Annotated in this window: 20 protein-coding genes; 10 read left to right on the forward strand and 10 right to left on the reverse strand. The window is 67.8% G+C overall.

What is annotated here, in order from left to right; genetic code table 11:
* Positions 1-83 precede the first annotated feature (83 nt).
* Positions 84-1,742 (reverse strand): DNA repair protein RecN, encoded by a 1,659-nt coding sequence (recN, locus tag OKW76_RS07305; RefSeq protein WP_265552451.1) that lies wholly within the window; start codon positions 1,740-1,742, stop codon positions 84-86.
* Positions 1,743-1,799: 57 nt separating this feature from the next.
* Positions 1,800-2,639: an outer membrane protein assembly factor BamD gene (locus OKW76_RS07310; protein ID WP_265552452.1), complete on the reverse strand. Its 840-nt coding sequence runs from the start codon at positions 2,637-2,639 to the stop codon at positions 1,800-1,802.
* A gap of 127 nt (positions 2,640-2,766) precedes the next feature.
* On the opposite strand from OKW76_RS07310, the gene OKW76_RS07315 reads away from it, so the two are divergent.
* A complete protein-coding gene (locus OKW76_RS07315) occupies positions 2,767-3,591 on the forward strand; it encodes a phosphoheptose isomerase (RefSeq protein WP_265552454.1) in 825 nt (274 codons plus the stop codon).
* A gap of 96 nt (positions 3,592-3,687) precedes the next feature.
* Positions 3,688-4,248, forward strand: a complete 561-nt coding sequence (locus OKW76_RS07320) for a glycine zipper 2TM domain-containing protein (RefSeq protein WP_265552456.1) — start codon at positions 3,688-3,690, stop codon at positions 4,246-4,248.
* Between the two features lie 64 nt (positions 4,249-4,312).
* Here OKW76_RS07320 and OKW76_RS07325 read toward each other — a convergent pair whose 3' ends face one another.
* Together OKW76_RS07325 and OKW76_RS07330 are read right to left on the reverse strand one after the other, a co-directional pair.
* Positions 4,313-4,534, reverse strand: coding sequence for a hypothetical protein (locus OKW76_RS07325; RefSeq protein WP_265552458.1), 222 nt, complete (start codon positions 4,532-4,534; stop codon positions 4,313-4,315).
* Positions 4,535-4,568: 34 nt separating this feature from the next.
* The gene (locus OKW76_RS07330; protein ID WP_265552460.1) at positions 4,569-5,162 is read right to left on the reverse strand and encodes an SOUL family heme-binding protein; all 594 of its coding nucleotides are present in this window, start codon (positions 5,160-5,162) and stop codon (positions 4,569-4,571) included.
* A gap of 178 nt (positions 5,163-5,340) precedes the next feature.
* Here OKW76_RS07330 and OKW76_RS07335 point away from each other — a divergent pair, with 178 nt between their 5' ends.
* The 8 genes from OKW76_RS07335 (at position 5,341) to OKW76_RS07370 (ending at position 9,755) form a co-directional block, all read left to right on the forward strand.
* On the forward strand, positions 5,341-6,030 hold the full coding sequence (locus tag OKW76_RS07335) for a hypothetical protein (protein ID WP_265552462.1): 690 nt from the start codon (positions 5,341-5,343) through the stop codon (positions 6,028-6,030).
* 45 nt (positions 6,031-6,075) lie between these two features.
* Positions 6,076-6,450, forward strand: a complete 375-nt coding sequence (gene crcB, locus OKW76_RS07340; protein ID WP_265552464.1) for a fluoride efflux transporter CrcB — start codon at positions 6,076-6,078, stop codon at positions 6,448-6,450.
* Entirely contained in the window at positions 6,447-7,580 is a 1,134-nt protein-coding gene (locus OKW76_RS07345) for an RluA family pseudouridine synthase (RefSeq protein ID WP_265552467.1), read from the forward strand. Before crcB ends, OKW76_RS07345 begins: the two co-directional genes overlap by 4 nt.
* The gene (locus OKW76_RS07350; protein ID WP_265552469.1) at positions 7,577-8,239 is read left to right on the forward strand and encodes an HAD-IA family hydrolase; all 663 of its coding nucleotides are present in this window, start codon (positions 7,577-7,579) and stop codon (positions 8,237-8,239) included. The genes OKW76_RS07345 and OKW76_RS07350 overlap by 4 nt, the downstream gene beginning before the upstream one ends.
* A gap of 6 nt (positions 8,240-8,245) precedes the next feature.
* Positions 8,246-8,503: a hypothetical protein gene (locus tag OKW76_RS07355; protein ID WP_265552472.1), complete on the forward strand. Its 258-nt coding sequence runs from the start codon at positions 8,246-8,248 to the stop codon at positions 8,501-8,503.
* Entirely contained in the window at positions 8,500-9,195 is a 696-nt protein-coding gene (locus OKW76_RS07360) for an ATP12 family chaperone protein (RefSeq protein ID WP_265552474.1), read from the forward strand. Before OKW76_RS07355 ends, OKW76_RS07360 begins: the two co-directional genes overlap by 4 nt.
* 117 nt (positions 9,196-9,312) lie before the next feature.
* Positions 9,313-9,501 carry a hypothetical protein gene (locus OKW76_RS07365; RefSeq protein WP_265552475.1) on the forward strand — a complete coding sequence of 63 codons (189 nt, stop codon included), beginning with the start codon at positions 9,313-9,315 and terminating at the stop codon, positions 9,499-9,501.
* The gene (locus OKW76_RS07370) at positions 9,501-9,755 is read left to right on the forward strand and encodes a hypothetical protein (RefSeq protein ID WP_265552477.1); all 255 of its coding nucleotides are present in this window, start codon (positions 9,501-9,503) and stop codon (positions 9,753-9,755) included. The genes OKW76_RS07365 and OKW76_RS07370 overlap by 1 nt, the downstream gene beginning before the upstream one ends.
* Positions 9,756-9,794: 39 nt before the next feature.
* Here OKW76_RS07370 and gmk read toward each other — a convergent pair whose 3' ends face one another.
* From gmk to OKW76_RS07400, 6 genes are all read right to left on the reverse strand, one after another.
* Positions 9,795-10,451, reverse strand: a complete 657-nt coding sequence (gmk, locus tag OKW76_RS07375; RefSeq protein ID WP_265552479.1) for a guanylate kinase — start codon at positions 10,449-10,451, stop codon at positions 9,795-9,797.
* A 47-nt stretch (positions 10,452-10,498) separates the two neighbouring features.
* Positions 10,499-10,699: a hypothetical protein gene (locus tag OKW76_RS07380; protein WP_256505005.1), complete on the reverse strand. Its 201-nt coding sequence runs from the start codon at positions 10,697-10,699 to the stop codon at positions 10,499-10,501.
* Complete coding sequence (locus tag OKW76_RS07385; protein WP_265552481.1) at positions 10,696-10,911, reverse strand: hypothetical protein; 216 nt, start codon at positions 10,909-10,911, stop codon at positions 10,696-10,698. The genes OKW76_RS07380 and OKW76_RS07385 overlap by 4 nt, the downstream gene beginning before the upstream one ends.
* Before the next feature lie 218 nt (positions 10,912-11,129).
* A complete protein-coding gene (fumC, locus tag OKW76_RS07390) occupies positions 11,130-12,521 on the reverse strand; it encodes a class II fumarate hydratase (protein WP_265552483.1) in 1,392 nt (463 codons plus the stop codon).
* Positions 12,522-12,557: 36 nt separating this feature from the next.
* Positions 12,558-12,983: a GNAT family N-acetyltransferase gene (locus OKW76_RS07395; RefSeq protein ID WP_265552485.1), complete on the reverse strand. Its 426-nt coding sequence runs from the start codon at positions 12,981-12,983 to the stop codon at positions 12,558-12,560.
* The gene (locus tag OKW76_RS07400; RefSeq protein WP_256505009.1) at positions 12,980-13,462 is read right to left on the reverse strand and encodes an SspB family protein; all 483 of its coding nucleotides are present in this window, start codon (positions 13,460-13,462) and stop codon (positions 12,980-12,982) included. The genes OKW76_RS07395 and OKW76_RS07400 overlap by 4 nt, the downstream gene beginning before the upstream one ends.
* Between the last annotated feature and the right edge of the window lie 67 nt (positions 13,463-13,529).

The following is a 13,529-nucleotide window of genomic DNA, read 5'->3' on the forward strand; positions in this document are numbered from 1 at the left end:
AGGCCCTCACCGCTGCGACTAGGGGCCGCAAGTACGGCCCCAAGTCTCGCCCCCTCTCCCGCTTGCGGGAGAGGGTTTTGGGGTCAGGCCGTTTCCAGCAGTCTTTCGGCCTGGGCGCGGGCTTCGGGCGTTACTTCGGTCCCCGACAGCATCCTTGCGATTTCTTCGCGGCGCTCGTCTGCGTCGAGCGGGGTGACGCCGGTGCGGGTGACGATGCCGTCGTGGCGCTTGGCGATGCGGTAATGGCGGCGGCCGCGTGCGGCGACCTGTGGGCTGTGGGTTACCACCAGCACCTGGGTGTGCGCCGCCAGCCGCGCGAGCCGTTCGCCGATCGCGCTGGCCACCGCGCCGCCGACGCCGCGGTCGATTTCGTCGAACACCAAGGTGTTCGCCCCGCCCTCCTGCGCCAGCGCGACCTTCATCGCGAGGACGAAGCGCGAGAGCTCGCCGCCGCTGGCGATCTTCATCAGCGGCGCGAAGGGCGCGCCGGGGTTGGTCGAGACCTCGAATTCGACGCGATCGCGGCCTTCGGGTGCCCAACCTTCGGCCGACGCGACCAGCGTGCGGAAGCGCGCGGCGTCGAGCTTGAGCGGCGCGAGTTCGCCCGCCACCGCGCGATCGAGCCGCTCGGCGGCGGCCCGGCGCGCCTGGGTCAGCGCGTCGGCGGCGGCTTCGTAGCGTTTCGCCGCTTTGGCCACCGCGCGCTCGAGCCCCGCCATTCCCGCCTCGCCGCTTTCGAGCAGCGCCAGCCGCCCCGCGAGTTCCTCGGCGAGCGCGGCCAGATCGTCGGGCTGGACGCGGTGCTTGCGCGCCATCGCGCGCAGCTCGAACAGGCGGGTCTCGTCGGCGTCGAGCGCATTGGGATCGAACGCCAGCGCGGCGGCGGCGGCATCGACCTGCTCCTGCGCCTCGGCCCCCTCGACGATCGCGCGGTCGACCGAGGCGAGCGCCTCGGCGAGCTGTTCGTGATCCTCGGACACCCGTTCGAGGATTCGCGCCGCCTGGCGCAGCCGCGCGAGCGCGCCGTCCGAGCCTTCGAGCAGGTCGGCGAGGCCCGAGAGATCGGCGGCGATCCGCTCGCCGCGCTGCATCGTCGCGCGGCGGTCGGCGAGGATCGCTTCCTCGCCGGGTTCGGCGGCGAGCGCCGCGAGTTCGCCCGCGGCATGTTCGAGCCATTCGCGGTCGCGCGCGGCGGTTTCCTGCAGCTCGCGCGCCTGGGTCAGCGCGGTGTTGGCGGCGCGCCATTCGCGGTGCGCGGCGGCGGCTTCGCCGGTGTCGATCCGCCCGAAGGCGTCGAGCAGCGCGCGATGGCCTTTTGGATTCAGCAGACCGCGATCGTCGTGCTGGCCATGGATTTCGACGAGGTGCTGCGCGAGTTCGCGGAGCAGTCCCGCCGATGCCGGCTGGTCGTTGACGAAGGCACGGCTGCCGCCATCGGCCTTGACGATCCGGCGGATGAGCAACGGTTCGCCGGGTTCGAGATCGAGGCCGTTTTCGGCGAACAGCGCCGCCACCGGGCCGTCGGCGTGCGGCGTCTCGAAGGTCGCGGTAACCACCGACTGCGTAGCGCCGTGGCGCACCAGCCCGCTATCGCCGCGCGCGCCGAGCGTCAGCCCGAGCGCGTCGAGCAAGATCGACTTGCCCGCGCCGGTTTCGCCGGTGAGCACGCCGAGTCCTGCGGTGAAATCGAGGTCGAGCGCTTCGATCAGCACGACATCGCGAATGGCAAGCGCGGTTAGCATCGGATCACCACGCCAACCCTTTTCATCATACGCGCGTCGCGGCTGCGACGCCGGGCGTCAGCTGGTCGGCGCAGCGGCGGTCTCGACCGGCGCAGCGGCGGCGGCGGGCGGTACCGGAACCGGGCCGTTCTCGTTCGCCAGCTTGTACGCGCGCTCATACCATTCGGTGCCGGGATAGTTGGCGCCGAGCACCGCCGCGGCCTTCGTGGCTTCGTCGCGCAGGCCGAGGTTGAGATAGCTCTCGGTCAGCCGCATCAGCGCCTCGGGGGTGTGCGTCGTCATCTGATATTGGTCGACCACGCTGCGATAGCGCATCGACGCCGCCAGCCATTGGCCACGCCGGCCATAGAAGCGACCGATCTCCATTTCCTTGCCCGCCAGGTGATCGCGCACCAGGTCCATCTTCAGCCGCGCATCGGCGGCGTAGCGGGTGTTGGGATAGCGGCGCGACAATTCGCCGAGCGAATCGAGCGCCTGCTGGGTGATCTTCTGGTCGCGGGTGACGTCGGTGATCTGCTCGTAATAGCTCAGCGCGATCAGATAATAGGCATAAGGCGCGTCGCGGTTGCCCGGATGCACCTGGAGGAAGCGCTGCGCCGACTGGATCGACTCGGTGTAATCCTTGTTCAGATAATAAGCGAAGGCGCCCATCAGCTGCGCGCGGCGCGCCCAGATCGAATAGGGATGCTGGCGCTCGACCTCGTCGAACAAAGCCGCCGACTGCTTGTACTGGCCGCGATCGAGCCGCGTCTTGGCCGCGCTATAGAGCGTGCCGACATCGCGCGCGATATAGGCGGTGTCGACATTGGCCTTGTTACCGCCCGCGCAACCGGCGGTGGCGAGGGCAGCGGCGGTGAGGGCAACCGCGGCGATCGGGCGGAACTGGGGTGTACGCATGGCGTCTCCATACCCGAGGGGAAGCCACCCTAACAATAGCTTTCGCTCAACGCCCGCAAAGCCTAGCGCGATGCCCATGTTGCCGGCAAAACCGGCAGGCGATCCGTGCCCGATTCAGGAGACTTCCATGCCCGCCACGCTCCTTGCCACCCACCGCGTCGAAAAGCCCTGGGGCCGCCACACGCTGTGGCCGGGTTTCGCCAACCCCGCCCCCGGCGGCGAGCCGGTGGGCGAAGTGTGGTTCCAGCAGCCGGGCGACACCAGCCCCGACCTGCTGATCAAATATCTGTTCACCAGCGAGAAATTGTCGGTGCAGGTCCATCCCAACGACGAACAAGCGCAGGCGCGCGGGTTGCCGCGCGGCAAGGACGAATGCTGGCTGATCCTGGCCGCCGAGCCCGATTCGACGATCGCGCTGGGGACGCTCGAGCCGATGAGCCGCGAGCAGCTGCGCAGCGCGTCGCTCGACGGGTCGATCGAGCATCTGCTCGACTGGAAACCGGTGAAGGCGGGCGATTTCTTCTATTCGGGATCGAACACGATCCACGCGATCGGCGCGGGGATCACCTTGATCGAGGTGCAGCAGAATTCGGAGACGACCTATCGGCTGTATGACTATGGCCGCCCGCGCGAACTCCATCTGGAGGACGGCGTCGCGGTGAGCGACCCGGTGCCGTACGAGGCCTATGCCTCGCCCGGCGCGGTCGAACCGGGGCGCGAAGTACTGGTCGAGGGGCCCAAATTCGTGATGGAGCGCTGGACCGGCGGCGACCGCTCGGTGGCCGTTCCCGGCGGCGAGACCGGCTGGCTGGTGCCGATCCGTGGGCAGGGATCGGTCGACGGCGTTGCGTGGAAGGCGGGCGACTGCGTGTCGATCGAGGGCAGCGGGCAGTTGGCAGCCTCGGCCGATGCCGATCTGTTGTTCGCCTATCCGGGTACTAAGCGCGCGTGACATAGCCGGGCGATGAACGCGGTGTAGTTTCGCGTTCACGCAACCTGCCCTGTGCTGCGCCGTTCTATCGGCACGACACAGGGTAAGGATGCAATCATGCGTACACCGATTCTAGCAGCACTGATCGCGGCGATCGCCATTCCGGCGATGCCCGCGATGGCGCAGACGCCGCAACAGGCGAACCGCGAATATAATCGTGACCTGCGCGACGCCCAGCGCGACCGCAATCAGGACCTGCGCCGCGCCGACGATCGCCGCGACGTGAACCAGGCGAACCGCGAATATCGCCGCGACGTTCGCGAAGCGCGACAGGAGCGCCGCCGCGACGTCCAGGATTGGCGCCAGTATCGCAACTACGACTATAATCGCCTGCCCCGCGGCCAGCAGCGTTATTATGCCGATCGCTATTATCGCGAGGGCAATTACCAGCAGCGCCGGCTGGGTCGCAACGACCGCATCTATGTTGGGCAGGACAACCGTTATTATTGCCGGCGCAACGACGGCACCACCGGCCTGATCGTCGGCGGTCTGGCGGGTGGCGTGCTAGGCAACGTGATCGCACCCGGCAATTCGGGGCTGCTGGGGACCGTCTTGGGTGCCGTTGGCGGCGGTGTGCTCGGCCGTTCGGTCGACCGCGGGCAGGTTACCTGCCGCTAAGCCCAGCGTCTCGCGATGAAAAGAAAGGCCCGACGGGAAACCGCCGGGCCTTTTTGCTTTGCGATCAGAAGATGCCGCCGCCCAGGAACAGGCGGAAGCCGGCAACCAGCATCAGCACGATGTTGAAGTTGCGCCCGCCATTGCTCGACGACATCGCGCCGACGATCGTGCCGAGCACCAGGAACAGCAGCACGATCCACAGCGACCAGCCGAGGAACGGGATCGCCCCGATGAGAATGAAGGGGATGGTCGACAGACCAATGAGGATCGAGATGATGTTCAGCATAGCCCCTCCGTTATAGGCAGATAATACACTCGGTTCAACCGGCGTCGATCGGGATCAGCACTTCATTGTGGCGAAGCGGGCCAGGTACGAAGGGTGCGTCGTAGAAGGCGTGCTCGACCATTCCGGCGCCCTTGTGGCCATTGTCGTCGATCCACACGCGCAGTTCGGATTCATGCGCGGCGAGCGCGGCGTCGTTCGGCGAACCGTTGAAGCGGATCGCGGCGACGCGGCGCGGGGGCAAGGTTTCGATTGCGACGTCGTTCGCAGGCGTCGGCAGGCTGTCGCGGTCATAGCGCGACGGCATCACGAAGCGGGTGCGCCAGCCATCGGCATCGCCATTGTCGGCGAGCACCGGCGCGGTCATCGCGATCTTCTTGCCGGGCCGCGACTTGGCGAAGATATAGTCGGCGAGCGTGCGGAAGCCCTGCCTGAGCGCGGTCTCGCGCAGCCCCGACTGGACGGTGGTCGCGACCAGCAGCGCGGGATAGTCGCGCACCTCGATCGCGCCGTCGCGCTGGACCAGCGTATATTCGGGGGTTTCGGGGCGCTTGCGCAGCAACGCCACGCCGCCGATCGCTGCGGCGGCGACGGCAGCGCCGCCGATCCATTTGGTCCGCTGTTCCATCATCTTCTCCTCATATGAATGCTTGCGACGCGAACGTTGGCGGCGGTGCCGAGTTCCTGGCGCCGCGTGGTGAACGCTTTATTCGCCGTATCGCGGCGCATGGTAGCCGCACCTTAACCGTTGTGCGCGATGGGTGGCGCCGATGGGAGCTTGCGGGATGCGCGGCAGGGTTTTGGGTGCAATGTCGGTCGCTTGCGCGCTGCTCGCCGGATGCGGCGACGCGCCTGCCACGCTCGATGCGCAGGTCGCGGCGGCGGCGCGCGACGACGATATCGACCCGGTGGTGATGGAGGCGCTCAACGAGCCGATCATGATCGATCCGATGCTGACCGCGCAGGCCGACAGCGATTCGGTCCGCCCGCCGCCGCGCCCCTATTCGGGGGCGCTGCCACCCGACGGGATCGCCAGCGGCAGCAACCTCCCCGCCGGCGAGAAGCTGCTGTCGACCCCTGCCCCGACCGAGCGGCGCAATCCCGCGGCGCGCGAATCGATCACGCTGGAGGCGCTCGCCGCGCGCCGGTTCGGCCCGGATTGCGCCGCGAGGCTTCGCTATTCGGCCGCTTGGGCGAACCGCCTGCCTACCGCGCTGCCGTTGCACCCCGATGCGCGGGTGATCGAGGCGGCGGGGGTGCAAGGCGACGGTTGCTCGCTGCGCGCGGTCGGCTTCTATGCCGCGCAGCCGATCCAGGCGATGCTCGACTGGCATTATACCCGCGCGCGGCGGGCGGGCTATTCGGCCACGCACGAGGTCGACGAGGGCGTCCATATGCTGGCCGGCGCGCGCGGATCGGCGGGCTATGCGCTGTATCTCACCGATCGCGGCGATGGCGGTACCGACGTCGAGATGATCGTTCGCGACGGGGGCGCCTAAGCGGCTGCCATTTCCTTAAGCGTCGATCCGCGCTACCGCAGCGGCATGTCTTATCTTCTCGTCATGGCGGGCGGCGCGATCGGCGCCGCTGCGCGGCATTTGGTCGGCCGTGCCACGCTTGCCTGGTTCGGTCCGAATTATCCCTTTGGCACGCTTGCGGTGAACCTGCTCGGCGGGATCGCGATGGGGCTGTTGTTCGGCCTGCTCGCGCGGATCGGCGAGGGTAGCGAGCAGGTGCGGCTGTTCGTCGGCGTCGGGGTGCTCGGCGGGTTCACGACCTTTTCGGCGTTCTCGCTCGATACGATGCTGATGCTCGAGCGCGGCGAGCTGGTGCCCGCGCTCGGCTATGTCGTGCTGTCGGTCGCGGGCGCGATCGCGGCGCTGGCGCTGGGCCTCTCGATCGCGAGGGCGACGGCATGAACGATACCCCTGACATGCTCCCCGAGCAGAACCCCGAATCGGCCAATGTCCGCCAGTTCACCGTGAATGCCGAGGATGACGGCATCCGGCTCGATCGCTGGTTCAAGCGGCATCTGCCCGACACCAGCTTCAACCTCGTCTCGCGCTGGGCGCGTACCGGCCAGCTTCGCGTCGATGGCGCGCGCGCGACGCCGGGCGACCGGGTGCTGTCGGGCCAGGCGATCCGCGTGCCGCCAGCCGACCCCGCGCGACCGGTCGCGCCGCGCGCCACGCCGCAGCGCGTCGCGCTGACGCCAGAGGAGGCGGCCTTCGCGCAGAGCCTGGTGATCCACATGGACGAACAGGCGCTGGTGCTCAACAAGCCGCCGGGGCTGGCGACGCAGGGTGGCACCAAGACCAACGAGCATGTCGACCGGCTGCTCGACGGGCTGTGGTACGAGCATGAAGGCCGGCCCAAATTGGTCCACCGGCTCGACAAGGACACGTCGGGCGCGCTGCTGATCGCGCGCACCGCGCGCGCGGCAACCTTGTTCGCCAAGAATTTCTCGAACCGCAGCGCCAAGAAGATTTACTGGGCGCTGGTGGTGGGCGTGCCCGAAATCCACGACGGCGTGATCGAGCTGCCGCTGGCCAAACAGCCGGGATCGGGCGGCGAGAAGATGCATGTCGACGAGGAAGAGGGCGCACCCGCCAAGACTCGCTACCGCGTGATCGAGCGCGCGGGCAATCGCGCCGCCTGGGTCGAATTACAGCCCTATACCGGGCGGACGCATCAGTTGCGCGTCCATCTGGCGGCGATCGGCCATCCGATCGTCGGCGACGGCAAATATGGCGGGCAGGAAGCGTTTCTGACCGGCGGCATCTCGCGCAAGATGCACCTGCATGCGCGGCGGATTCGGATCGACCATCCTGAGGGCGGCAAGCTCGACGTCACCGCCCCACTGCCGACGCATATCGCCGAGAGCATCGACATGCTGGGCTTTGACGTCTCGAAGGGCGACGTGCTGATCGACAGCGGTCCGCCGCCCTCGACGCGCGAGGAAAAGAAGCAGAAGGCGCGCACCCACGCCAAGAATTTGCGCAAGGAACGCCGCGGCGAGCGGCGGGGCCGCGGGGCCGAGACCAAGTGAACCGTCTGGCGCTGTTCGATTGCGACGGGACGCTGGTCGACAGCCAGGCGAACATCTGCCTGGCGATGGAGCATTGCTTCGACGTCCACGCGCTGCCCCCGCCCGATCGCCACGCGATAAGGCGGATCGTGGGGCTGAGCTTGGTCGAGGCGATCGGCATCCTGCTGCCGCAGGGCGACGAGGCGCTGCACCGCGCGATGGCCGATGATTATAAATTGTGCTTCCAGAAGCTGCGCAGCACCGGCGGGCTGCTGCCCGAACCGTTGTTCGAGGGGATCGTCGAGGCGATCGATACGCTGAGCGCGGCGGGCTGGGTGCTGGGCGTCGCGACGGGTAAGTCGGATCGCGGGTTGAACCTGTTGCTCGCGCATCACGGGTTGGCCGAGCGATTCGTGACGCTGCAGACCGCCGATCGCCACCCGTCGAAACCGCATCCGGCGATGGCCGCCGCGGCGATCGCCGAGGCTGGCGCTGTCCCTGAGACGACGGTGATGATCGGCGACACCAGCTTCGACATGGAGATGGCGGTCGCGGCATCGGCGCACCCGCTGGGGGTGAGCTGGGGCTATCACACGCCCGAGGAACTCGCCGACGCCGGCGCGGCGCATGTTGCAGGCCATGCACGCGATCTGGCCCCGTATCTCGCGAACCGGTATTAGGCGGTCATGACGCATCCAGACGATCCCGCGCATGACCCGGCCCACGATCCGGCCCATGATCCGGCGATGACCCGCTATTTCCTGATGGTCGCGGCGCGGATCGTGCCGGTGGCGGGGGCGCTGTTCGGGCTGGTGCTGCTCGGCCGTGCGGTCACGCTGCCCGATCGCATCCTCGGCATGGCGATCGTGCTCGCGGCGATCTTCGTGATGGCAACGCTGCCGCGCGCATTGGCGCGGCGCTGGCGGACGCCGCCTGCACCATGAAAAGATTCTGGCGGGACGTCGCGGTTCAAGAACAGGCGGGTGGTTGGGGAATCAGCCTGGACGAACGGCCGGTGCGCACCCCCGGGCGCGTGCCCTTGCTGGTGCCCACCCCCGGGCTGATCGAGGCGATCGCCCAAGAGTGGCGCGCGGTCGAGACCGATATCGATCCGCGGGCGATGCCGCTGACCGGGCTCGCCAACGCCGCGATCGACCGGATCGCCCCTGATCCCGCCGCCTTCGCGCGCGCACTGGCCGCCTATGGCGCGAGCGACCTGCTCTGCTACCGCGCCGACGCCCCCGCCCCGCTCGCCGATCGCCAGCGCGCGGCGTGGGATTCGGTGCTCGATTGGGCACGCGGGCGCTACGACGTGCATTTCGCGCTCGCGATCGGGGTGATGCCCGTCACCCAGCCCGCCGCGACGCTCGAGCGGCTGGGCGACGCGATTGCAGCGCGTTCGCCGTTCGAGCTCGCGCCGCTATCGGTCGTCGTGACGATCACCGGATCGCTGGTACTGGCGCTCGCGCTGATCGAAGGCGCCGCCGATGCCGACAGCGTCTGGACCGCGGCCAATATCGACGAGGATTGGCAGGCCGAAATGTGGGGCGAAGACAGCCTAGCGACGCAATCGCGCGCGGTCCGCAGCGCCGAATATACCGCGGCGAATACCTTCCTGGCGCTGCTGAACGTCTGACTTCACCGAAACGCTCGCAAAATCGGTCGCGAGCGTCTATATCGGTTGCATCGCACCACCCAGCCCAAGCGCAGGTGCGACCGAGAGACGTGCGCTCCCGCTTGATGAGGAGCCGCTATGCCATTCTTCGACGAAGCCCGATATTTCGGTCGCCGTGCGATCGCATCGCGGCTCGCCAGCGCTGCTGCTGCCGACAGCGGCGCGAGGATCGCGCATTCGAAACTCGCGATCCGATATCAATCCTTGTGCGATCGCTACGGCTCGGCCGGCACGATCGCCACGACCAATGAAGAAGGGCTTGTCTGATGGACCCCACACGCACGCAATATCAAAGCAAAGACCTGCCGACCTCGCGCGCACTGCACGTCAGCGTCACCAGCGCCGAAGTGACCGCGATGTGCGCCAAGCACAAATGCACGATCAGCGCGATCGAAGAACTGGCATCGGGCGGCACCCGCGTCGTGATGATGAACGGCGATGACGCCGCGGTGATCCGCAAGGCCTATGGCAAGAAAGTGCTGTCGGGCCCGGTCACGCGCACGCGCTGGCTGCAGACCTGAGCTGAGGCCTTACCCGTTCGGCGCTGCGGCGCCGGACGGTCAGGCGGTCTTGAGCATGTGGCGGATGAAGCCGATCAGGCCGGTCTGGCGCGATCGCTTCAGCCGCTCGGCGGCCAGGATCGTGCGGACGCTTTCGAAGCATTTTTCGACATCGTCGTTGACCAGCACATAGTCATAGCCGTCCCAATGGCTGACCTCGCCCGCGGCGCGCGCCATGCGTGCGTCGATCACCTCGATCGGATCGGTCGCGCGGTTGAGCAGCCGCTGGTGCAGTTCCTCCATCGAGGGCGGCAGGATGAACACGCGCACCACATCGCCGCCGGCGATCTGGAAGAGCTGCTGCGCGCCCTGCCAATCGATGTCGAACAACACGTCGCGGCCCGAGGCCAGGATTTCCTCGACCTGCGCGCGCGGCGTGCCGTAGCGGTGGTTGAAGACATGCGCCCATTCGAGGAACGCATGGTCGGCGACCATTTCGCGGAAGCGCTCGAGATCGACGAACTGATAGTCGCGCCCCTCGACCTCGCCCGGGCGCATCTGCCGGGTGGTGGCCGATACCGACATCCGAAGATCGGGGTCGGCGGCGAGCAATTTGCGGGCGATGGTCGACTTGCCGGCGCCCGAGGGCGAGGACAGGACGAACAATACGCCGCGCCGTTTGAAGCCATGCGGGTCGGATTCGATCGTGTGCGCCATGCCCGCCTTTGGGACGGGCATGGCGCCTGCGTCAAGTCGGGCGGACGTTACAGCGGTCGCGTCGGGCCCTTGCGACGATCATAGGCCTTCTTGGCGACATAGGCGCCGCCCAGGACCATGCCGAGCGGCCCCATGCGGCGAAGCGCGCTGGCGGCGACCATGCCGATCGCGGCGCCCTTCATGCCGCCTGAGCCGTCGCGGCGATCGATTTCACGCCCGACCAATGCGCCGATGATGCTGCGAATCATGCTTTTTCCTCCGAACCGGTGATGGCGTCGAACGCCTGGCCGATACCGTAGAGCACCGCCCAGCCGATCGCATAGGTCGCGACGATGGGGATCGCGACCTTGAGCACGTTGGCGCTGATCGCGCCGATGACCGCGCCGTCGCCGACGCCGTCGTCGCCGCTCATCCCGTCGATTGCCGCGCCGACCAGCGCGCCGATGGTGGTTCCACCCATGATGATATTCTCCCCGCGTTTCGTGGAGGAAGAACCCGGATCGGGGCGCGGGGTTCCATCGGGCGGGGTTGGAGTGCGCGGTGGCGCTTCTCCCCTCCCTGGAAGGGAGGGGTCGGGGGTGGGTGGGTTCCTGGCGATACGGTTGCCGCCTGCGACCGGGCGGCCGTAGCGTGAGCACTCGACCCACCCCCATGCCCTCCCTTTCAGGGAGGGGGGTTTTAGCGGCCCGTCATCTCCTCGGGCCGTACCAGCCGGTCGAAGGTCGCTTCGTCGACCAGCCCCAGCGCCAGCCCTGCCGCCTTCAGCGTCAGCCCCTCCTCGTGCGCGTGCTTGGCGATCCTCGCCGAAGCGTCGTATCCGATCTCGGGCGCCAGCGCGGTCACCAGCATCAGCGAGCGGTCGACCAGTTCGGCGATCCGACCCTCGTTCGCCTCGAGCCCCTCGACGCAGCGCTGCGAGAAGCTCGCCATGCCGACGGCGAGCAGGTCGATCGATCGCAGCACCGCCGCGCCGATCAGCGGCTTGAACACGTTGAGTTCGAGATGCCCCTGCAGCCCGCCGACGGTGACCGCCATGTGATTGCCGATCACCTGGCCCGCGACCATCGTCAGCATCTCGCACTGGGTAGGGTTGACCTTGCCCGGCATGATCGAGCTGCCGGGTTCGTTGGCGGGCAGGTCGAGCTCGCCCAGCCCCGAGCGCGGGCCGCTGCCGAGCAGGCGGATGTCGTTGGCGATCTTGGTCAGCGCGACCGCGAGCGTGTTGAGCGCGCCCGACAGGTGGACCAGCGCATCGTTCGACGCCAGCGCCTCGAACTTGTTGGGTGCGGGCACGAAGGGCAGCCCGGTGAGCGCCGATAGTTCGTTGGCCATCGACTGGTCGAACTTCTTGGGGGCGTTGAGCCCGGTGCCGACGGCGGTGCCGCCCTGCGCCAGCTTCATCACGCCGTGCGCGACTGCTTCCTCGATCCGGTTGCGGCAGGCGTTCAACTGCGCGGCATAGCCCGAAAATTCCTGTCCCAGCGTGAGCGGGGTCGCGTCCTGCAAATGGGTGCGGCCGATCTTGACGATGCCGTCCCATGCCGCCGCCTTGGCGGTGATTGCCGCCGCCAGCCGGTCGAGCGCGGGGAAAAGATGATCGTAGGCGGCGCGCGCGGCGGCGACGTGGAGCGCGGTGGGGAAGCTGTCGTTCGACGACTGCCCGCGATTGACGTCGTCATTGGGATGCACCGGCTGCTTGCCGCCGCGATTGCCGGTGAGGATCTCGTTCGCGCGCCCGGCGATCACCTCGTTGACGTTCATGTTGGTCTGGGTGCCGCTGCCGGTCTGCCAGATGACCAGCGGGAACTGGTCGTCATGCGTGCCCGCGACGATCTCGGTCGCCGCCTGTTCGATCGCGTCGACCTTTTCGCGGTCGAGGCCGTGGTGGCGGTTCACCCGCGCAGCAGCGTGCTTCACCATCGCCATCGCATGGACGATGCCGAGCGGCATCCGTTCCTGCGCGCCGAAGGGGAAATTCTCGATCGAGCGCTGGGTCTGCGCGCCCCAATAGGCGTCGGCGGGAACAGCGATCGCGCCGATCGAATCGGTTTCTTGGCGGGTCTGGGTCATGCGCGGACAACCGATCGCGCGCGATCGGGTTGCGCTTCAGCCAAGCCGCTTGCGCAGAAAGATGCGCGATTCGCCGGGGGGATAGTCGTCGAGCCGCGCGAAAGGCTCGTAGCCCAGCCGCTCGTAAAAGCCCTGCGCCTGGAAGCTGAAGGTGTCGAGCCAGACGCCGACGCAGCCGCTGCTAAGCGCTTCGCCTTCTGCGGCGCGCATCAGCCGGGTGCCGATCCCCTGCCCGCGCATCATCGGCGGCAGCGCGAGATATTGGACGAAGAGCCAGCGATAGGCGATGCGGCCCCACAGTCCGCCGACGATCGCGCCTGAATCGTCGCGCACGGTAACGGCAACCAGCCTCTGCTCGATCGGTGGGCCGGCCTGGTCGTTATAGGCGCTGAGCGCGGCGAGAATCGCCTCGCGCTCGGCATCGCCGGGCGTTTGCGCGACTTCGATCGACGTGGGCGTCACTTCTTGCGCTTGAAATCCACTGCGACGACGTTCGAGCCGTCTTCGATCGGCTTGGCGTCGGCGGGGTCGTTTTCGGCGGGCTCGTGCGGCTCGGGACCCTCGGGCTCTTCGGCGGCCTGGAAGCGCAACTCGAAATTGACCGCGGGATCGTGGAAGCCGGTGATCGCCGAATAGGGAATGACGAGCATCGAGGGCACCTGCCCGAAGCTGAGGCCGACCGAGAAGCGGTTGTCGTCGACCGTCAGGTCCCAGTAGCGATGCTGGATGACGATCGTCATCTCGTCGGGAAAACGCTCGATCAGCCGCTGCGGGATGTCGACGCCGGGCGCGGTGGTCTTGAAGGTGATGTAGAAATGATGGTCGCCGGGCAACCCGCCCGACGAGGCGACCGATCCGAGCACCCGGCCGACCACGGCGCGGAGCGCTTCCTGCACGATTTCGTCATAGGGAATCATGCTGTCTGGTAGGGTGCCGGTCATAGGCTCTTAGCTAGAGCGAAATGGCGGGGGGTCAAGCGGGCGCGACGCCGGGGCGGTGATTGCATGG

It is taken from the genome of Sphingomonas sp. S1-29 (assembly GCF_026167545.1).
Lineage (GTDB): Bacteria > Pseudomonadota > Alphaproteobacteria > Sphingomonadales > Sphingomonadaceae > Sphingomonas.

Excerpts from the sequence above, each read along its gene's own strand:
- recN (WP_265552451.1), bottom strand. The coding sequence starts at position 1,742 with ATGCTAACCGCGCTTGCCATTCGCGATGTCGTGCTGATCGAAGCGCTC.
- OKW76_RS07310 (WP_265552452.1), bottom strand. The coding sequence starts at position 2,639 with ATGCGTACACCCCAGTTCCGCCCGATCGCCGCGGTTGCCCTCACCGCC.
- OKW76_RS07315 (WP_265552454.1), top strand. The coding sequence starts at position 2,767 with ATGCCCGCCACGCTCCTTGCCACCCACCGCGTCGAAAAGCCCTGGGGC.
- OKW76_RS07320 (WP_265552456.1), top strand. The coding sequence starts at position 3,688 with ATGCGTACACCGATTCTAGCAGCACTGATCGCGGCGATCGCCATTCCG.
- OKW76_RS07325 (WP_265552458.1), bottom strand. The coding sequence starts at position 4,534 with ATGCTGAACATCATCTCGATCCTCATTGGTCTGTCGACCATCCCCTTC.
- OKW76_RS07330 (WP_265552460.1), bottom strand. The coding sequence starts at position 5,162 with ATGATGGAACAGCGGACCAAATGGATCGGCGGCGCTGCCGTCGCCGCC.
- OKW76_RS07335 (WP_265552462.1), top strand. The coding sequence starts at position 5,341 with ATGTCGGTCGCTTGCGCGCTGCTCGCCGGATGCGGCGACGCGCCTGCC.
- crcB (WP_265552464.1), top strand. The coding sequence starts at position 6,076 with ATGTCTTATCTTCTCGTCATGGCGGGCGGCGCGATCGGCGCCGCTGCG.
- OKW76_RS07345 (WP_265552467.1), top strand. The coding sequence starts at position 6,447 with ATGAACGATACCCCTGACATGCTCCCCGAGCAGAACCCCGAATCGGCC.
- OKW76_RS07355 (WP_265552472.1), top strand. The coding sequence starts at position 8,246 with ATGACGCATCCAGACGATCCCGCGCATGACCCGGCCCACGATCCGGCC.
- OKW76_RS07360 (WP_265552474.1), top strand. The coding sequence starts at position 8,500 with ATGAAAAGATTCTGGCGGGACGTCGCGGTTCAAGAACAGGCGGGTGGT.
- OKW76_RS07365 (WP_265552475.1), top strand. The coding sequence starts at position 9,313 with ATGCCATTCTTCGACGAAGCCCGATATTTCGGTCGCCGTGCGATCGCA.
- OKW76_RS07370 (WP_265552477.1), top strand. The coding sequence starts at position 9,501 with ATGGACCCCACACGCACGCAATATCAAAGCAAAGACCTGCCGACCTCG.
- gmk (WP_265552479.1), bottom strand. The coding sequence starts at position 10,451 with ATGGCGCACACGATCGAATCCGACCCGCATGGCTTCAAACGGCGCGGC.
- OKW76_RS07380 (WP_256505005.1), bottom strand. The coding sequence starts at position 10,699 with ATGATTCGCAGCATCATCGGCGCATTGGTCGGGCGTGAAATCGATCGC.
- OKW76_RS07385 (WP_265552481.1), bottom strand. The coding sequence starts at position 10,911 with ATGGGTGGAACCACCATCGGCGCGCTGGTCGGCGCGGCAATCGACGGG.
- fumC (WP_265552483.1), bottom strand. The coding sequence starts at position 12,521 with ATGACCCAGACCCGCCAAGAAACCGATTCGATCGGCGCGATCGCTGTT.
- OKW76_RS07400 (WP_256505009.1), bottom strand. The coding sequence starts at position 13,462 with ATGACCGGCACCCTACCAGACAGCATGATTCCCTATGACGAAATCGTG.